We start from the raw sequence: 17,563 nt of genomic DNA, 5'->3' as shown, positions 1-17,563 counted from the left end.
TTCGTGAGTTCTCGAGTCCAGGAGTCGTGATGCCATCCCTCGGTGAGATGTTGGCGATGGGCCAGGTGAAGCAGGCCGCGGTGCTGGCGACTCAGCGGTTGAGCCGCAATCCCAACGATGGGGAGGCGCTCGTCGCGCTGGCCAGGGTGTCGCTGGTGGAGGGCGATGGGGCTCGGGCCGAGTCCCTGCTCCAGCAGGCGGACGCTCATGGCGCGCGGCGGGACGTGGCGCTCGTGCGGGGTGCCCTGGCGCTCCATCGCGAGGACTGGGAGGTGGCCAGGACGCTCTACCTGCCGCTCGCCGCCCAGGGCGATGACCGGCCCGAGGTCTGGTATGGCCTGGGGGTGGTGTTGCTCCGGCTGGGCAACGCCGAGGCCGCGCGCGAGGCGCTGGAGCGCGCCGTGACGATCGATCCCCAGGCACCCTCCTACCGCTTCGAGCTGGGTCGTGCGTGGGCGATGGGGGAGCGGGTCCGGCCCGCGGTGCGTCAGTTCGTCTGCTGCTTGCGGTTGGACGCGCGGGATGCTCGGGCGTGGCGCTTCCTGGCCGAGCTGTTGGCGCAGCGGGGCAAGGTGCGCTCCGCCGAGCGGCTCTTGAAGCGGGGCCTGGAACTGGTGCCCGAGGCGGCGGTGCTTCGCGAGCCGTTGCCCACGCCCGCCCCGGCCGCGGATCCAAACGCCGCCCTGATCGAACAGGTGGTGGAGCTGCTGGGCCGCAGCCGCAATCGCGAGGCATTGGCGCTCGTGCGGGAGGCGGAAGGCAAGGGCGTGCGCTCGTTGACCCTCAAGCTCCTGGAGGCCAAGGCCCGCGAGTCCCAGCTCCGGCCGGATGAGGACGGGGTCATCCGCGCCTATGAAGAGGCGATGGGGATGGATCCCAAGGCGTGGGAGGCGTGCAACGATCTGGGGCTGTTCCTGCTGCGGAGGGGCCAGAGGCACGCGGCGCTCGCCATCGAGGTGCTGCGCGAGGCCCGGCGGCGCGCGCCCACCCGGCCCGAGCCGGTCTTCAACCTGGCGGTGGCATGCTCCAAGGGTGGAAGGACCACCGAGAGCGCCGAGCTGGCGCGGCGGCTCGTGAGCTCTCTGCCCGCCGAACATCCCTTCCACGGCCATGCCCGGGCCCTGCTCCAGAAGCTGGGCGAGGCTTGAGCGGGGTGGCTCCGCGCGCGAGCAGATGGGATGCTTTCGCGTTCCATGTCCTCTGCTCCTCCCGCCGTCATTGACAAGGATGACCTGTGGTTCCTGGAAGTCGTGGCGGAATTCGGTACGCCGCTCTACATGCTGCTGCTTCCCGATGTGGCGGTGGCGTTGAACATGCGTCGTTCACATGGCCTTTCTCCCGAGGCTCTGTGCGAGAAGTTGGCCTCGCTGTGTGAGCGTGACCTCATACAGATTCGTCAGTCCGTGGATGGGGGGCAGGTGGCGCGCACCCGCGAGGACATCGCGCGAGCATTGGCTGGGAGCAAGCCGCGTGACCCCGAGGGCTTTGGCTTTCTGTTGACCGCTCGCGGGGGGATCACCTGGGAGCACTACGCCCGGCCAGACTGGAGCCGCTACGTCTCATACGATGGCTTCGAACCACAGGAGGGCATCATCAATGCCTCCAGCCGTGAGGCCGCGGAGGCGGCGTTTCAGCGCTGCATGGACGACGGCGGCACCGAGCAGCCCCTTCCGGAGTCGAAGCAGGGGGAGGTGTTGGTGCCCTGGCGGGCCACCTATTGGAAGGAACTCCCCTCCGGGTACCGGCTCCGCTACGCCTGGGTGAAGCGGCGGGCGGATGTGCTCCGGACAATCACCTCGGTCCGTCAGCCGTGGTTCTCAAAGCTCGTGCTCGACGGGTGAGGAGGCATGCCTCACGTGGACCAGAGCAACGCCATCTCGAGTTCGATGGCCTCGAAGGGCTCGGCGCGGACCCGCTGCTCTCCGGAGAAGGAGTCGACCAGGAGCCATTGGCTGCCTTGGAGCCGGAAGATCTCGAGCGTGCGGGCCAACGGGTCCACGTGCCACATGTGCTGGACCCCTTCCCGGGCGTAGATGCGCTGTTTGGGCCCCTTGTCCCTCTGCCGCGTGCGCTCGGAGAGGATCTCGCACACCCAGTCCGGAGCGAGGTCGTAGTGCGCTGGAGCGTCGTCCCCGCCGAGCGCATCCGGCAGGCGTTCTCGCCTCCAGCCCGCGAGGTCCGGGACGAGCTTGTCCGGGCGTGGGCCGAGGTGCAGCTCCGGCTCAACGAGGATGACCCACCCGCCCGGTCCGCCCCTGCCAAGCTTGAAGGGCACCGTGATGAGGCCACCGAGGTTCGATGCCACGTTGGCATGCGGACGGGCGGGGCGAGGGCTGACGTGCAGCTCCCCGTCGAGGATCTCCGCCACCATCTCAGGTGGAGACGCCTGGAAGGCCGCCTCCACGGACGGGGCATTGCGTTCGGTGGCGTCGGAGCCTGGCGGGTCGCGGGGAGGCATGAGGGAAGAATTCAGCATGGCCCGCGGCTCGTGCAACGCGGGGGCCGGATTCCTCCCAGTGAGGATCCGTGTGCCACGGGCCCGCCCGGTCCCTCCTTATATGGGCGGGGTGGGGGAGGGCTCCCGGACGGGGCCTCGCCATCGGGTGTGGGATGGTGTAGGGTGCGAGTCGCCATGCACGTCTACGCCATCGAGCTGTCGAAGGAATTGGGCCTCAAGGCCGAGCAGGTGGACCGTACCCTGGCGCTGAGCGCCGAGGGGGCCACGGTTCCGTTCATCGCCCGCTACCGCAAGGAGGCCACGGGGGGCCTGGACGAGGTGCAGATCCAGACCATCCTCGACCGCGCCGCCGAGCGCGAGGAGCTGGACGCGCGCCGGGAAACCATCCTGCGCTCCATCGAGGGGCAGGGGAAGCTCACCCCCGAGCTGACCCAGGCGCTGCAGCGGGCGAAGACGCGCACGGAGCTGGAGGACCTGTACCTGCCCTACAAGCCCAAGCGCCGCACCCGCGCGGCCATCGCCCGGGAGCGGGGCCTGGAGCCGCTGGCGGACCTGCTCTGGAAGCAGGAGGGCGCGCGCGGCGAGGACGTGGCCACCCGGGTGCGCCCGTTCATCCACGCCGACAAGGAGGTGCCGGACCAGGAGGCGGCGCTGGCGGGCGCGCGCGACATCTGCGCCGAGCGCGTGGCCGAGGACGCGGGCCTGCGCCGCACCGCGCGCGAGCTGTGCGTGAACAAGGGCCGTCTGCGCTCGGCCGTCGTGGCCGCCAAGAAGGGCGAGGCCACCAAGTTCGACAACTACGCCGACCACGAGGAGGACCTGTCCAAGGCGCCCTCGCACCGCATCCTCGCGCTGCTGCGCGGCGAGGCCGAGGAGGTGCTGCGCCTCCAGCTCGCCCTGCCGGATGACGAGGTGAAGGGCACGCTCGCCTCGCGCGTGGTGACGAAGCCCCAGTCTCCGTTCGCCCCGCACCTGCGCGCCGCGGTGGAGGACTCGTGGGAGCGGCTCATGGGGCCCTCGCTGGAGAGCGAGCTGCGCAACGAGCTCAAGGAGCGCGCGGACCGCGAGGCCATCACCGTGTTCGGTCAGAACCTGCGCCACCTGCTCCTGTCCCCACCCGCGGGTGGCCGGGCCGTGCTCGCGTTGGATCCGGGCCTGCGCACGGGCGTCAAGGCCACCATGCTGGATGCCACGGGGAAGCTCGTGGACACGGCCACGCTCTACACCGAGCGCGGCGCCAACGAGCGCGCCACGGCGGCGCGGCAGTGCGGCGCCATCATCCAGAAGCACAAGCCGGAGCTCATCGCCGTGGGCAATGGCACGGGCAGCCGCGAGGCGGAGGGCTTCGTGCGCGAGGTGCTCAAGGTGCTCGGGGTGAATGTGCCCGTGGTGTCCGTGAGCGAGCAGGGCGCCTCCATCTACTCGGCGTCCGAGGTGGCCCGGGAGGAGTTCCCCGACCTGGACGTGTCGCTGCGCGGCGCGGTGTCCATCGGTCGGCGCCTGCAGGATCCGCTCGCGGAGCTGGTGAAGATCGATCCGAAGAGCATCGGCGTGGGCCAGTACCAGCACGACGTGGACCAGGGGCAGCTCAAGAAGAAGCTGGGCGAGGTGGTGGACTCGTGCGTCAACGCGGTGGGGGTGGACGTCAACACGGCGTCGCCGCAGCTGCTCGAGCACGTGTCGGGCATTGGCCCCACGCTGGCCAAGAAGATCGTCACCCACCGCGCCGCCAAGGGCCGCTTCACCACGCGCCGGGAGATCCTCAAGGTGAGTGGGCTCGGCCCCAAGACGTTCGAGCAGGCCGCGGGCTTCCTGCGCGTCCACGGCCCGGAGCCCCTGGACGCGAGCGCCGTGCACCCCGAGCGCTATAGCGTCGTCGAGCGCATGGCGAAGGACCTGGGCGTGGACGTGAAGCAGCTCGTGGGCAACGCCGCGCTGGTGCGGAAGATCGATCCCAAGCGCTACCTCGGGCCGGACCTGGGGGAGATGACGCTCAAGGACATCCTCGCCGAGCTGGAGAAGCCCAGCCGCGATCCGCGCGGCGACTTCACCGCGCCCTCCTACCGCGAGGATTTGCAGAAGCTGGAGGACGTGAAGGAGGGCATGGTGTTGCAGGGCGTGGTCACCAACGTGACGGCCTTTGGCGCCTTCGTGGACGTGGGCGTGCACCAGGATGGGCTCGTGCACGTGTCCCAGTTGTCCAACCGCTTCATCAAGGATCCGTCCGAGGCCGTGAAGGTAGGGGATCGGCTGACGGTGAAGGTGGTGAACGTGGACCTGGTGCGCAAGCGGCTCGGCTTGTCCGTGCGCGCGCTCACCGAGGGCACTCCGGCGACGGCGCCTTCCAGCCGTCCCGCGGCCCCGTCCAGCCGCCCCTCGGGCCCGTCCCATGCGCCCATGAGCAAGCAGGGGGGCGGCAAGGCTCCCGCGGCGCCGAAGCCCTCGGCCGAGCCCTTCAACAATCCGTTCAGCAAGCTCAAGCGCTGACCCGGCCAGCATCCAGGGCGGTTTGGAGCGGACAGGGGGAGGGGGACGAATTAAGTCTCCCCCATGCACTTCCGACATCTTGGCGGCAGCGGTCTGATGGTCAGCGAGATTTCCTACGGCAACTGGCTGACCCATGGTTCCCAGGTCGAGGAGGACGCGGCGCTCGCCTGCGTCCGCGCGGCGCTCGACGAGGGCATCACCACCTTCGATACCGCCGACGTCTACGCCGAGACGCGCGCGGAGGCGGTCCTGGGCCGCGCCCTCGCGGGACAACGCCGCGAGGGCCTGGAGACCCTCACCAAGGTCTACTGGCCGACGGGCAAGGGGCCCAACGACCGGGGCCTGTCGCGCAAGCACATCATGGAATCCATCCATGGTTCGCTCAAGCGGCTGAAGACGGACTACGTGGACCTGTACCAGGCGCATCGCTACGACTACGAGACGCCCCTGGAGGAGACGATGCAGGCGTTCGCCGACATCGTCCGTCAGGGCAAGGCGCTCTACATCGGCGTGTCCGAGTGGAAGGCGGAGGAGATCCGCGCGGGCGTGACGCTGGCCCGGCAGCTCGGCATCCAGCTCGTGTCCAGCCAGCCGCAGTACTCGATGCTGTGGCGGATCATCGAGGCCCAGGTGGTGCCCACGTGCCAGGAGCTGGGGGTGGGGCAGATCGTCTATTCCCCGATTGCCCAAGGGGTGCTCACGGGCAAGTACCGCCCGGGACAGGCGCCGCCGCCGGGCAGCCGCGCCACGGACGAGAAGGGCGGAGCCGATTTCGTCAAGCGCTTCATCCGCGATGAGATCCTCGAGCGCGTACAGCAGCTCAAGCCGGTGGCGGACGAGGTGGGGCTGTCGCTGGCGCAGCTCGCCGTGGCGTGGGTGCTGCAGAACCCGAACGTCTCCTCGGCCATCATCGGCGCCTCGCGGCCCGAGCAGGTCAAGGAGAACGTGAAGGCCGCGGGGGTGAAATTGAGCGCGGAGGTGATGCGGCGGATCGACGAGATCATCGGCCCCGTCGCCGAACGGGATCCCGCGCGCACCGGGAGTCCCCCGAAGCGGCCGTGAGCTGAGGGGCCTCAGTCGTCGATGGGCAGGGGCCGAGCCTCAGAGGCGAGGCGCTGGGTGCGCGCGAGCAGTTGGTGGAAGCGGTCCGTGCCGTTGCGCGCGTCGAACTTCGCGGCGAGCTCCTCCGTCTGCGCGGCGAGCCAGCCACGCAGGGCCCGGGTCTCGTAGGTGCCCGCGGGGGAGTACAGCGCGAAGGTGCGCGGCAGGGCGAGTTCCACCCGCTCCCTCGCTTCCACTCCGGCGCGCTCCATCAGGGCGAGCGCGGCCGCGTGGAAGGTGAAGCGGTTGAGGGGCGTCGCGTGCTCCAGTGCCCAGCCCAGGTGCCGCTCGAAGAGCTTCAGCCCCCGCGCCACGTTCCCCGTGAGCGCGAGGAACTCCAGGTGCTCGCCCACGGTGCTGACGAAGTACCGGTCTCCGCGCACCATCGCGTAGCCGCGCAGATGGTGCTCGCGCGCCTGCTCCCACTGGCCCAGCTTGAAGAGCGGGTAGAGCACCCGTCCGAACGTGAGGTGCGGCACCTTCGCGCACGTATGGCGGCCCTCGAGCAGGGGCCGGGCCTTCTGCATCAGCCGCGCGTGGTCCCCCTGATCGAGGTAGTGGTGCAGCTCGACGTTCAGCTCGCACGCGAGACAGTCCGTGAGGTGGTCGCGAGGCGTCTCCAGCCACCGGGCGCGCATCTCCTCGGCCAGGGCCCGCTCGCCCATGTCCCGGGCGGCGAGGTAGCGCAGCTTGAACACCGCGCGCTGGCCCGCCCCCGCCTTCGCGTAGCCCTGCTCCACGTCCTCCAGCGCGGCCTCTATCTGCTTGCGGCCGATATGGGGGAACTCGGGCAGCACGCCCACCATCCACTTCTGCTTCCACAGCAGGCCCTCGGGATCGAAGCGCCGGGGGTCTCTCTGCTGCTGGCCGCGGCACCAGGCGTAGGCGACCAGGGCGCGCTCCGGGAAGCCCGCGAAGGTGGCCGCCTCGATGAGCTCGTCGCGCGTCTCATAGGCGAGCCCCACCTCGCCGTGCGTGTCCGCCAGCCGGGCCGCTTCCTCCAGCGCCATCACCTTGGACTCGCCCGGCTCCAACCGCTCGGCACGTGCGCGCAGGGTGTTGAACCGCTCGCGCCAGTCTTGCTCCGTCAATGCATGCCTCCCGTGCCTTCGTCGTCGTCCAGGCGCGCCGCGATGAGGCCGAGCAGGCCCCGGTTGAGCAGCGCCATCTCCCGCGCGTTGAGCGGCCGGTGCCCGAGCAGGAGTGCCTGGACATACAGCATCTCCACCGACAGCCGGAGCTGGGCGGTGTCGCGCACGCGCGCGAGCTGGCGTACCACGGGGTTGCGCAGGTTGAAGCACAACTGGGGCCGCTCCTCGTCGGAGCGCTTGCCCAGTGCCCCCTCGAGCACCGAGGCGTACAGCGCGTCCGTCTCCTCGCGTGCCCGCTCCAGGTCGCGCTGGAAGGCGCCGTCGCTCGCGTCGCCGTAGAGCGTGGGCACCTCGGGCGGGAGGAATTTCTTGAGGCTCACCTCGCACCGGAAGGGCTCCAGGGCCTCCTCCGCCACGCGCCGCAGCCGGGCCACCGCCTCGTTCTCCTCGTGCGTCAGCTCCTCGAAGCCCTGGGGGAGCCGCGCCGCGGAGAACAGCTCCACCTGGGCGTCCGGGTGCACCCGGGGCAGCTTCTCCAGGAGCGCCGTGTCGTGCGTGTAGGCGGCGTTGATGATGCACAGCCCCTGGGCGGCCGCCACGCGCGCCACCTGCCGGAAGGTCTCCAGGGTGTTGACGTAGCGCACCGTGGAGGACTCCTGGCGGTAGTGCTCCAGCGTCATCGTGCCGAGCGTCGTCTCGAAGGGCAGCCAGTGGATGACGAGCCGGTAGAAGTCGTCGTCGTCCAGCGCGAGCGACTTCACCGACAGGCCATGCAGGGCGATGAGCCGCTGGAGGGCGCGGGGCTGCTCGGTGGCCAGGTCCACGAGGTACTGGCGCAGCTGCTGGCCGAGCGCCTCGCGGGTGCGCGAGAGCGTGGCGTCCTCGTAGAAGGACTCGCGGCTGGCGGTGGGGCGCAGGCCCTGGGCGTCCACCACGCATTTGACGAAGAAGGCCCAGTCCGGCAGCAGGTTCTCCGCGCTCTCCGACAGCAGCATGCCCTTGAGGTACACGCGGTGCTTCTGGCGGGCGTTGAAGTGGGGCGAGAAGGGCAGCACGTAGGCCACGCCCTCCACGCCTCCGGCCTCCGCGCGCAGCGAGATGCAGTCCACGAAGTCCATGCCGAACACCTCGCGCCCATGGGCCAGCAGCGCCTGGCGCCGGGCCGCCGCGCTCGGGTACGTGCGGCGCCAGGGGGGCGGGGCGCGGTTGAGGTGCTCGGTGTGGCCGTCGGCGGTGAGGTGGATGGGGTAGGGCAGCAGGCCGCCGTAGTGGAGGATGAGCTGACGCACGCGCTCGGGGGTGAAGTACTCGGCGGCGTCCGGGCGGGGCAGGAGGAAGACCTGGGTGCCGCAGCGCTCCATCGGGTGCGCGGAAATACCCACGGAGTAGGTTCCATCATGCCGGCCCCGCCACTCCCAGGTGCTCCCGTCTCCCTTGACCGAGCGCGTCACCACCAGCAGCTCGTCACACACCATGAAGCACGAGAGCAGTCCGATACCGAACTGACCGATGAAGTCCGCCCGGTGGGCCTCGAGCGCCTCGCGCTTGGAGCTCTCGCCGATGGTGGCCAGGAAGCGGTGCAGCTCCTCCTCGGTCAGCCCCACGCCCTCGTCGCGGAAGAGCAGGGTGGGGGGCCCGCCGTCCTGCTTCTCGATGAGCTCCACGTGCACCGCGCCGGGGTGGGTGGGCTCCAGGTGCTGGCGGGCGCGGTTGGCGTCGGTGGCGTTCTGCAGCAGCTCGCGCACGAACACCCCGGGCGTGCTGTAGAGATGGTGGGAGAGGAGGTCGATAACCCCCCGGAGGTTGACCTGGAAGCGATGTGACACGGGCCGCGCACTCTAGCGCAGATGCCTGGGCCCGTATGCGCTCGTTCCGGGGCGTCCAGCTCATGACGGTCGGGCGGGCGTGCGCTCCGGTGGCGGGGGCCAGTGGCGTCCGGGGCGGCGGTGGAGTATTTCCTCTCGGGCGGGCCGGCGCGGTCTCCGAGGTGGGTTCCACACATGAAGCAGGCAAGGGCGGCCAGGTTCTCCTCGCTGCTGGGGCGCTACTACGGCCGGTTGCGGCGCGAGGTGCGCGAGACGGGTGAGCTGTATCATCTGCTCGCCCGGGCCGCGCGCCGGCAGCCGCTCACGCCCGAGGAGCGCCGACGCATGCGGGCGCAGTTGATCGACGTGGCCAAGGTGCTCCCCGCGCTCGCGATCTTCGCGGCGCCCGGCGGCATGTTGCTGTTGATCGTCCTGGGCAAGGTGCTGCCCTTCAGCTTGTTGCCCAGCGCCTTCCGGGAGGATCCGCCCGCGCCTCCCCCGCCGGTCCCGGTCCCGGTCCCGGCAGCGGACGAGCCCGTGCGGCGTGAGGTGGGCTGACATCCCCCGCGACGAGTGCTTGCCCGGCCCCGGGGAATCACGCTCTGTTGTCCCCATGGAGACCCACTCGAGCCTCGAGAACCAGCCTTCCCTCGCGCAGCGCCCGCTCTCCGCCCAGGACGTGAGGACGCTCGGCCTGGCGGCGCTGGGAGGTGCGCTGGAGTTCTACGACTTCATCATCTTCGTGTTCTTCACCGCGGTGATTGGTGAGCTCTTCTTCCCCGCCGACACGCCGGAGTGGCTGCGCCAGTTGCAGGCGTTCGGCCTGTTCGCGGCGGGCTACCTCGTGCGGCCCCTGGGCGGCATCGTGATGGCGCACTTCGGCGATCGCGGCGGGCGCAAGCGCATGTTCGCGCTGAGCGTGTTCATGATGGCGGTGCCCACGCTGCTCATCGGCTCGCTGCCCACCTACGCCACGGCCGGGTACGCGGCGCCGCTGTTGCTGTTGCTCATGCGCATGATGCAGGGCGCGGCGGTGGGCGGGGAGGTGCCCGGCGCGTGGGTGTTCGTCTCCGAGCACGTGCCGGAGCGGCGCGTGGGGCTCGCCTGCGGCATCCTCACCGCGGGCCTCACGTTCGGCATCCTGCTCGGCTCGCTGATGGCGACGGCCATCAACGTGCTCTACACCCCCGCGCAGGTGAAGGACTTCGCCTGGCGCATCCCCTTCCTGGTGGGCGGCGTGTTCGGCTTCTTCGCCGTCTACCTGCGCCGCTGGCTGGCCGAGACGCCCGTGTTCGAGCAGATGCGCCAGCGCAAGGCGCTCGTGCAGGGGCTGCCGCTCAAGGAGGTGCTGCGCGGCCACGGCACCGGCGTGGGGGTGTCCATGTTGATCACCTGGTTGCTCACCGCCGCCATCGTGGTGGTCATCCTGATGACGCCGACGTTGATGCAGAAGCTGCACGGCATCGCGCCGGCGCTCGCGCTGCGCGCCAACAGCCTGGCCACGCTGAGCCTCACCCTGGGGGCGGTGCTCTTCGGCCTGGCGGTGGATCGCTTCGGCGCGGGGTGGGCGCTGGCCGCGGGCAGCCTGCTGCTGTCCGTGACGACGTACCTGCTCTATGTCGGCGTGGGCGCGCGGCCCGAGCACCTCGCCCCGCTGTACGTGCTCGCGGGGCTGGGCGCGGGCGTGGTGGGGGTGGTGCCCTCGGTGATGGTGCGCGCCTTTCCCGCGCCGGTGCGCTTCTCGGGCCTGTCGTTCTCGTACAACATGGCCTACGCGATTTTCGGCGGGGTGACGCCGTTGGTGGTGACGCTGATGATCCAGGTGTCACCCCTGGCACCCGCGCACTACGTGGCGGCGCTCGGGGCCGTGGGGCTCGCCGTGGCGCTCTACCTGCTGACCGCCGGGCGCGAGCGCTTCGCCTCCATGCGCGCCTCCTGACCAGGCACGGATACGCACTCGCACACGGGGGACTTGCCGGCCGCCCCCGTGTCGTCTATAAGTGTGCCCGCTTCATGATTTTGATTTTCATTATCATTATCAGAGCTGGAAGGGCGTCGAGTCCTGGGAGCCTGTCGTGACCGTATCCACCCCGCCGAGGTCCGAGCAGCGGATGCTCTGGCTGCTGGCCGCCGTGCAGTTCACCCACCTGCTGGACTTCATGATCGTCATGCCGCTGGGGCCGGAGTTCATGCGGCGCCTGGGCATCACGGCCGCGCAGTTCGGGGTGCTGGTGTCGGCGTACACGCTGGCGTCGGCGGGGATGGGGCTGCTCGGGGGGCTGTGGTTGGACCGGTTCGATAGAAAGCGCACGCTGCTCGGGCTGTACGCGGGGTTCATCGTGTCCACGCTGCTGTGCGGCTTGTCGGACACGCACCTGGGGCTGCTCGGGGCGCGCACGGTGGCGGGGGCGTGCGCGGGGCTGATGAGCGCGGTGGTGCAGGCCATCATCGGGGATGTCATCCCGGCGGAGCGCCGGGGGCGGGCCATCGGCACGGTGATGTCGGCGTATGGCCTGTGCGCGGTGGCGGGCGTGCCGCTGGGGCTGTGGCTGGCGAGCCAGTGGGGCTGGCGCTCGCCGTTCTGGGTCATCTGCGCGCTCGGCGGCGGGTTGTGGCTCGCGCTGCTGTTCGTGCTGCCCGCGGTCAACCAGCACCTGGCCGGGCGGCGTGAGGCGCGGGGGGGGGCCACGGCCGGGCCGGGGTGGTCGCCCGCCCTGGCGCTCGGGTGGGTGTTGACCTTCTGCGTGGTGTTCTCCGGCTTCCTGCTGATTCCCTATTTGAGCCCCTACATGGTGGGCAACCTCGGGCTCCAGCTGTCCGACCTGTCCTGGGTGTACCTGGCGGGTGGGGCCGCCACGTTGTTCAGCTCGCGGTGGATTGGCCGGCTGGCGGACCGGTTCGGCCCGGCCCGCGTGCTGGGCGGACTGTTGGTGGGCACGGTGGGGCCGCACCTGTTGTTCACGCACCTGAGCGCGGCGCCGCTGCCCGGGGTGGCGGCGGTGTTCGTGCTGTTCATGGTGCTCACCTCCGGGCGGGCCATTCCCACCCTGGCGCTGGTCGCCTCGCGGGTGCCCCCCGCGCTGCGCGGCCGCTACATGGCGGTCAACATGGCGGCGAGCGATGGCGCCTCGGGAGCCGGCGCGTGGGTGGGGGGCCTCTTGCTGACGGTGATGCCGGATGGCGCGCTCGCGGGGTTTGGCCGGCTGGGGTGGATCGCCGCCGGGGTGACGGGCTGCGCGCTCCTCACGCTCTGGGTGTTCGGCCGCCGTGTCACCGCCCCGAGCGCGGTGCCGGCCTGAGTTCTTCCAACGCAGTTTCCCTTCAACTTCCCTTCACACGAGGAATCCCATGGACGTACACGCGAACAGGCATCCGTCTCTGCCCCGGCCCATCGTGGGCAAGATGGACCTGACCAACTCCAACCGCCTCCTGGCCGAGGCCAAGCGGCTGGTGCCCGGTCTCACCCAGACGATGATGAAGAAGCCGGAGATGTTCGCCCCCGGCTCCTTCCCCGTCTACCTCGCCCGCGGTCAGGGCGCGCTGGTGGAGGACGTGGACGGCCAGCAGTACATCGACTTCATCTGCGGGCTCGGGGCGAACTCGCTCGGCCACAACCACCCGGCCGTCGTGGACACCATCCGCCGGCACCTGGACGAGGGGCTCCTGCACTCGCTGCCCACGGCCTGGGAGGTGAGCGCCGCGCGGACGCTGGTGGAGATGATCCCCGGCGCGGAGATGGCGCGCTTCTTCAAGACGGGGGCGGATGCCACGTCGGCGGCGGTGCGCCTGGCGCGCTACGTCACGGGCAAGGAGCACCTCATCACGGTGGGCTACAACGGCTGGCACGACCACTTCATGTATGACACGCCGGGAGTGCCCGCGGTGCTCGCCCAGTACACCACGCGCATGCCGCTGTTCGAGGAGCCGGACGAGGCGGCGCTGCTCGCCCGCATCGAGCAGACGGGCAGCCAGCTCGCGGCGGTGCTCCTGTCGGTGCCCTTCAACCGCTGCCTCACCCGCGAGTTCATGCACAAGCTGCGCGCCACCTGCACGGCGCACGGCGTGCTGCTCATCCAGGACGAGGTCATCACCGGCTTCCGGCTGGCGCCGGGCGGCGCCCAGCAGTTCTTCGACGTGAAGGCCGACTTCGTCTGTCTGTCCAAGGCGATCGCCGCGGGCATGCCCCTGTCGGCGGTAGCGGGGCCGGAGAAGTTCCTGAGCAAGCTGTCGGACCTGCAGGTGTCCACCACGTTCGGTGGCGAGCTCTTGTCCCTGGCGGTGTGCGAGGCCGTGCTCAAGGTGAGCCGCGAGCCGGGCTTCACCGAGCACCTGGCCACCCTCGGCCGGCGGCTCGCCACGGGCATCAACGCCCGGGCCGAGCGCGTGGGCTCGCCGCTGCGCATCCTGGGCTATGACGCCATCCCCCTGTTCCGCTTCTCCAAGAACCCCATGGAGAACGCGAAGCTCACCCAGCCCTTCCAGGCGGGCATGGCGCGCCGTGGCATCCTGCTGCGCCGCGACCTCAACTTCATCTGCTCGGCGCACACGCTCGAGCAGATCGACTACACCGTCGAGATGGCCGAGGAAGTGATGCGCGAGTGCCTCCAGCAGGCCCCGGCCCCCAGCGCGGCCTGAGCCGGACGTCCACCGGGCCCGGGGGGGGACCCCCGGCCGGCTTTGGGGGGGGAACCCGGCCATGCGGAAGGCGCCGCCCGACCGGGGAGATTGGGGTAGGCTGCCCCGCCATGTCTCTTGACTCCTCGCCCTCGGGTCGCCCCCACATCCTGCGTCGGACGCTCCTGCTCGATGCCGGCTTTCAGTTCCGCTACATGTTTCGGTTCGCCGCCATTGGCGCGTTCGGGGTGCTGCTCATCGGAGTGCTCGCCTCCCGGGTGATTCGCAACGCGGTGGTGGAGGAGGGCGGCTCGCCGGAGGTGATGCTGGCGAGCAGCGACACCCTGCTGTGGCTCGGTGGGGTGGGCGCGATCGTGATGGCGATCCTCACGTCCCTGGTGGGGCTGGTGCTCACCCACCGGGTGGCGGGGCCCGTGCACGTGATGAACCTCTACCTCGCGTCCATCGCCGCCGGCCGCTATCCGCGGCTGCGTCCGCTGCGCAGCGGCGACGAGCTGCGCGAGTTCTTCGAGTCCCTGAGCTACACCGTGGACCGGCTGCGCGAGCGCGAGGCCGAGGAGGCCCGCCTGCTCACCGAGGTCATCGACGCCCTGGAGCCCCTGGCCAGCACCCAGGATGCCCAGGCGGCGCTGCGCATCCTCGGCTCGATGCGCACCCGCAAACGTCAGGCCATCGAAGGTCCCACCTCGGGCACGCTGAAGTCCGTTGCCTGAAGCGCCCGGGTGCAGCACAACACCCCTTCCATGACCCGTCCCCGCATCGTCTTCATGGGCACGCCCGACTTCGCCGTGCCTTCCCTGGCCGCCCTCTTCGACATCGGGGACGTGGTGGCCGTCGTCACCCAGCCGGACAAGCCCAAGGGCCGGGGCCAGGCGCTCGCCATCTCCCCGGTGAAGGCCTACGCGCTCGAGCGGGGCGTGCCGGTGTTGCAGCCCCAGAAGCTGCGCACCCCTCCCTTCTCCGAGGTGCTGCGCGAGCTCAAACCCGATGTCGCCGTGGTGACGGCCTACGGGAAGATCCTCCCCAAGGACTTGCTGGAGACGCCCAGGCGCGGGTGCCTCAACGTGCACGCCTCGCTGCTGCCGCGCTTCCGCGGGGCCGCCCCCATCCAGTGGGCCATCGCCCATGGGGACACGGAGACGGGCGTGGCGTTGATGGTGATGGACGAGGGCCTGGACACCGGGCCGGTGCTGGCCGAGAAGCGGCTGCCCATCGCCCCGGACGAGACGAGCGCCACCCTGCACGACAAGCTGTCCTCGCTGGGCGGAGCGCTCCTGCGCGAGTACCTCCCGGCCTACCTGCGCGGCGAGCTGACGCCGGTGCCACAGCCGTCCGAGGGCATGGTGCTCGCGCCCATCATCCACAAGGAGGAGGGCAAGCTCGACTTCTCGCGGCCCGCGGTGGAGCTGGAGCGGCGGCTGCGGGCCTTCACCCCCTGGCCGGGCGCCTTCACCACCCTCGAGGGCAAGCTATTCAAGGTCCACAAGGCGAAGGTGGGCACGGGGCAGGGCGCGCCGGGCACCGTGCTGTCCGCGGACGCGCGGGGGCTGGAGGTGGCGTGCGCGCAGGGCTCGCTGGTGCTGCTCGAGGTGCAACCCGAGGGCAAGCGGGTGATGCCCGTGGGGGACTTCCTGTCGGGCCGCAAGCTCGCGCCGGGCAGCCGGCCTTTCGAGACGTAGGAGAGACACGACATGGGCAAGAGGCTGTTGGTGCTGCATGGGCCCAACCTGAACCTGTTGGGTGAGCGCGAGGGCCGCGAGGGCGGACGGTTCGCCGACCTCGACGCCGCCCTGAAGGCCCGGGCCTCGGCCCTGGGGCTGGAGCTGACGGTGGTGCAGTCCAACCACGAGGGCGTCCTGCTCGACACCCTGCACGCCGAGCGCTCGCGCGTGGAGGGCGTGGTGGTGAGCCCCTCGAGCCTCTTCGGCTCCTACCCGCTGCGCGATGCGCTGGAGGCCATCGGGCTGCCCGCGCTCGAGGTGTACCTGGAGGAGCTCGGTGGGCGCGAGTCCGTGGTGGCCGAGGCCTGCGTCGCCACGCTCGAGGGGGAGGGGTTCGACTCGTACCTCCAGGCCCTGGAGCGCTTCGCGAGCGGAGACCTCACCGGCGAGTCCTCCGAGGAGGACGAAGGCGACGAGGACGTCGAGGACGAAGACGTCGAGGATGAAGACGTCGACGACGAGGACGTCGAGGCAGAGGACGAGGAGGCGGGGGAGGACGCGGTGGCCGAGGCGCCCGTGGGGCTCGTGAAGACGCTGGGCCGCCGGGGCACGGGCGCGAAGGCTCCGGTCACGACCCCTGCCCCGGGCCCCCGCAAGACGCTGGGCCGCAAGGGGGTGGAGGAGGCCCCGCCCCCTTCGTCCGTGAAGACGCTGGGCCGCAAGAGCCCTCGGGCCGCGCCCTCGGAGGACGTGCTCTCCCGGGAGCTGGTGCGGAGCAAGATCGCCGATCGGCTCGCCGGACGCCTGTCTCCCGCGGACCTGGCCACCTGGGCGCGCTCGTGGTGGACGCGCATCCAGGGCGGCGCCCCGGCGGAGACGGGCCACCGGGAGCTGCTCGAGGACATCCTGCAGCGGCTCACCCTCGCCAACATCCCGGCGACCCGCATGTCCGAGACGGAGCTGGTGGATTGGATGACCCGGTTGGAGGGGTGAGGGACACTTCATGAACGCACGCGCCATCAGCATCCAGATCCTCAGCCGCGTCCGCGCCACGGATGCCTACCTCAACGTGGTGCTCGACACGTTTCTCTCGGAGTCGCCGCCGGCGGATCCCCGGGACGCGGGGCTCATCACCGAGCTCGTCTACGGCACCACGCGCCGCGAGCTCGCGCTGGACTACGCCATCACCCGCTTCGCCGACCGCAAGCTGGACGCGCTGGAGGACAAGGTGCTCGCGGCGTTGCGCGTGGGCGTCTACCAGCTCTTCTACACGCGGGTGCCGGCGCGCGCCGCGGTGGCCGAGACGGTGCAGGCCCTCAAGGACGTGGGGCTCGCGCGCGCGGCGGGCTTCGCCAACGCCATCCTGCGCAAGCTCGCGGCGCTCCCCGCGCAGCCCCTGCCCCCCGAGGACGACCTGGCCGAGTTCCTGTCGGTGCGCGAGAGCCACCCGCGCTGGCTGGTGGAGCGCTGGCTGCGCCAGTTCGGCCGGGAGCGCGCCGAGGCGATGCTCGTCGCCAACAACCAGACGCCCGCCGTGGTCATCCGCGCCAACCGCGCGAAGGTGACGCGCGACGCGCTGCTCGCGCAGTTGCGCGAGACGGGGCTGGAGGCGCGCCCCACGCCGGTGTCCCCGGTGGGCATCATCCTGCCTCCGGTGGGCCGGGTGGAGGACGTGTACGGCTACGCCGAGGGCCTGTGGCAGGTGCAGGACGAGGCGGCGCAGCTCGTCGGCGTCTACGGCGACATTCCCGACACGGCGCGCGTGCTGGATGCGTGCGCGGCGCCGGGTGGCAAGGCGTGCCACCAGGCCGAGACGCACGTGGTGGTGGCCACGGATCTGCACGCCAACAAGATGCGGAAGATCCTCTCCGAGGCGCGGCGCCTGGGCCTCACCGAGCGCCTGCGGGCCGAGGTGCACGACGCGACCGAGCCCTGGCCGGAGGCGTGGGGCGAGTTCCACGCGTTCGTGGTGGACGCGCCGTGCTCGGGCCTGGGGACGCTGCGGCGCCACCCGGAGCTGCGCTACCGGCGCAAGCCGGAGGACATGGCGCGGCTGGCGGTGTTGCAGCGGCGCATCCTGGAGAACTGTCAGGAGGCGGTGCCCCCCGGGGGCCTGCTCGTCTACGCGGTGTGCACCCCCGAGCCCCAGGAGGGGCAGGATCAGGTGGAGATGTTCCTGCGCAGCCACCCGGAGTGGACGGCGGAGCCCCCGGTGCCGCGCGAGGGCGTGAAGCTGCCGCTCACCCAGGCGTACCTGCGCACGTTGCCGGGACCCGAGGGGTGGGACGGCTTCTTCGCCGCGCGCTTGCGCAAGCTGTACTGAGA

General features: G+C 70.8%; 15 protein-coding genes. 12 read left to right on the top strand and 3 right to left on the bottom strand.

Going from position 1 to position 17,563, the window contains the following annotated elements; all coding sequences use genetic code 11:
• Window positions 1-29 precede the first annotated feature (29 nt).
• The gene (locus D187_RS00260; protein ID WP_002630068.1) at window positions 30-1,148 is read left to right on the top strand and encodes a tetratricopeptide repeat protein; all 1,119 of its coding nucleotides are present in this window, start codon (window positions 30-32) and stop codon (window positions 1,146-1,148) included.
• Between the two features lie 45 nt (window positions 1,149-1,193).
• The gene (locus D187_RS00255; RefSeq protein WP_002630070.1) at window positions 1,194-1,841 is read left to right on the top strand and encodes a hypothetical protein; all 648 of its coding nucleotides are present in this window, start codon (window positions 1,194-1,196) and stop codon (window positions 1,839-1,841) included.
• Between the two features lie 11 nt (window positions 1,842-1,852).
• Here D187_RS00255 and D187_RS00250 read toward each other — a convergent pair whose 3' ends face one another.
• Window positions 1,853-2,371 carry a Uma2 family endonuclease gene (locus D187_RS00250; protein WP_002630072.1) on the bottom strand — a complete coding sequence of 173 codons (519 nt, stop codon included), beginning with the start codon at window positions 2,369-2,371 and terminating at the stop codon, window positions 1,853-1,855.
• 261 nt (window positions 2,372-2,632) lie between these two features.
• Between D187_RS00250 and D187_RS00245 the strand changes: the two genes are divergently transcribed.
• The gene (locus D187_RS00245; protein WP_002630074.1) at window positions 2,633-4,945 is read left to right on the top strand and encodes a Tex family protein; all 2,313 of its coding nucleotides are present in this window, start codon (window positions 2,633-2,635) and stop codon (window positions 4,943-4,945) included.
• A 63-nt stretch (window positions 4,946-5,008) separates the two neighbouring features.
• Window positions 5,009-6,007 (top strand): aldo/keto reductase family protein, encoded by a 999-nt coding sequence (locus D187_RS00240; RefSeq protein WP_002630075.1) that lies wholly within the window; start codon window positions 5,009-5,011, stop codon window positions 6,005-6,007.
• An 11-nt stretch (window positions 6,008-6,018) separates the two neighbouring features.
• Here D187_RS00240 and D187_RS00235 read toward each other — a convergent pair whose 3' ends face one another.
• Both D187_RS00235 and D187_RS00230 read right to left on the bottom strand, forming a co-directional pair.
• On the bottom strand, window positions 6,019-7,137 hold the full coding sequence (locus tag D187_RS00235; RefSeq protein ID WP_002630077.1) for a hypothetical protein: 1,119 nt from the start codon (window positions 7,135-7,137) through the stop codon (window positions 6,019-6,021).
• Window positions 7,134-8,963, bottom strand: a complete 1,830-nt coding sequence (locus tag D187_RS00230) for an HSP90 family protein (RefSeq protein WP_002630079.1) — start codon at window positions 8,961-8,963, stop codon at window positions 7,134-7,136. The genes D187_RS00235 and D187_RS00230 overlap by 4 nt, the downstream gene beginning before the upstream one ends.
• Before the next feature lie 174 nt (window positions 8,964-9,137).
• On the opposite strand from D187_RS00230, the gene D187_RS00225 reads away from it, so the two are divergent.
• The 8 genes from D187_RS00225 to rsmB all read left to right on the top strand — a co-directional run bounded on the left by D187_RS00225 (window position 9,138) and on the right by rsmB (window position 17,561).
• Window positions 9,138-9,500 carry an LETM1 domain-containing protein gene (locus tag D187_RS00225; RefSeq protein ID WP_002630081.1) on the top strand — a complete coding sequence of 121 codons (363 nt, stop codon included), beginning with the start codon at window positions 9,138-9,140 and terminating at the stop codon, window positions 9,498-9,500.
• A gap of 55 nt (window positions 9,501-9,555) precedes the next feature.
• The gene (locus D187_RS00220) at window positions 9,556-10,881 is read left to right on the top strand and encodes an MFS transporter (protein WP_002630083.1); all 1,326 of its coding nucleotides are present in this window, start codon (window positions 9,556-9,558) and stop codon (window positions 10,879-10,881) included.
• Between the two features lie 136 nt (window positions 10,882-11,017).
• Window positions 11,018-12,241 (top strand): myxochelin export MFS transporter MxcK, encoded by a 1,224-nt coding sequence (gene mxcK, locus D187_RS00215; protein WP_043427628.1) that lies wholly within the window; start codon window positions 11,018-11,020, stop codon window positions 12,239-12,241.
• 49 nt (window positions 12,242-12,290) lie between these two features.
• Entirely contained in the window at window positions 12,291-13,577 is a 1,287-nt protein-coding gene (gene mxcL / locus D187_RS00210) for a myxochelin B biosynthesis transaminase MxcL (RefSeq protein ID WP_002630087.1), read from the top strand.
• Window positions 13,578-13,687: 110 nt separating this feature from the next.
• Complete coding sequence (locus tag D187_RS00205; RefSeq protein ID WP_002630089.1) at window positions 13,688-14,290, top strand: sensor histidine kinase family protein; 603 nt, start codon at window positions 13,688-13,690, stop codon at window positions 14,288-14,290.
• 30 nt (window positions 14,291-14,320) lie between these two features.
• Complete coding sequence (fmt, locus tag D187_RS00200; protein WP_043427627.1) at window positions 14,321-15,256, top strand: methionyl-tRNA formyltransferase; 936 nt, start codon at window positions 14,321-14,323, stop codon at window positions 15,254-15,256.
• Window positions 15,257-15,268: 12 nt separating this feature from the next.
• Window positions 15,269-16,231 (top strand): type II 3-dehydroquinate dehydratase, encoded by a 963-nt coding sequence (locus D187_RS00195; RefSeq protein ID WP_002630092.1) that lies wholly within the window; start codon window positions 15,269-15,271, stop codon window positions 16,229-16,231.
• Between the two features lie 10 nt (window positions 16,232-16,241).
• On the top strand, window positions 16,242-17,561 hold the full coding sequence (rsmB, locus tag D187_RS00190) for a 16S rRNA (cytosine(967)-C(5))-methyltransferase RsmB (protein WP_002630094.1): 1,320 nt from the start codon (window positions 16,242-16,244) through the stop codon (window positions 17,559-17,561).
• Window positions 17,562-17,563 lie beyond the last annotated feature (2 nt).

The organism is Cystobacter fuscus DSM 2262 (genome assembly GCF_000335475.2).
GTDB classification, from domain to species: domain Bacteria; phylum Myxococcota; class Myxococcia; order Myxococcales; family Myxococcaceae; genus Cystobacter; species Cystobacter fuscus.
This window is presented reverse-complemented; position numbering and strand designations above follow the sequence as displayed.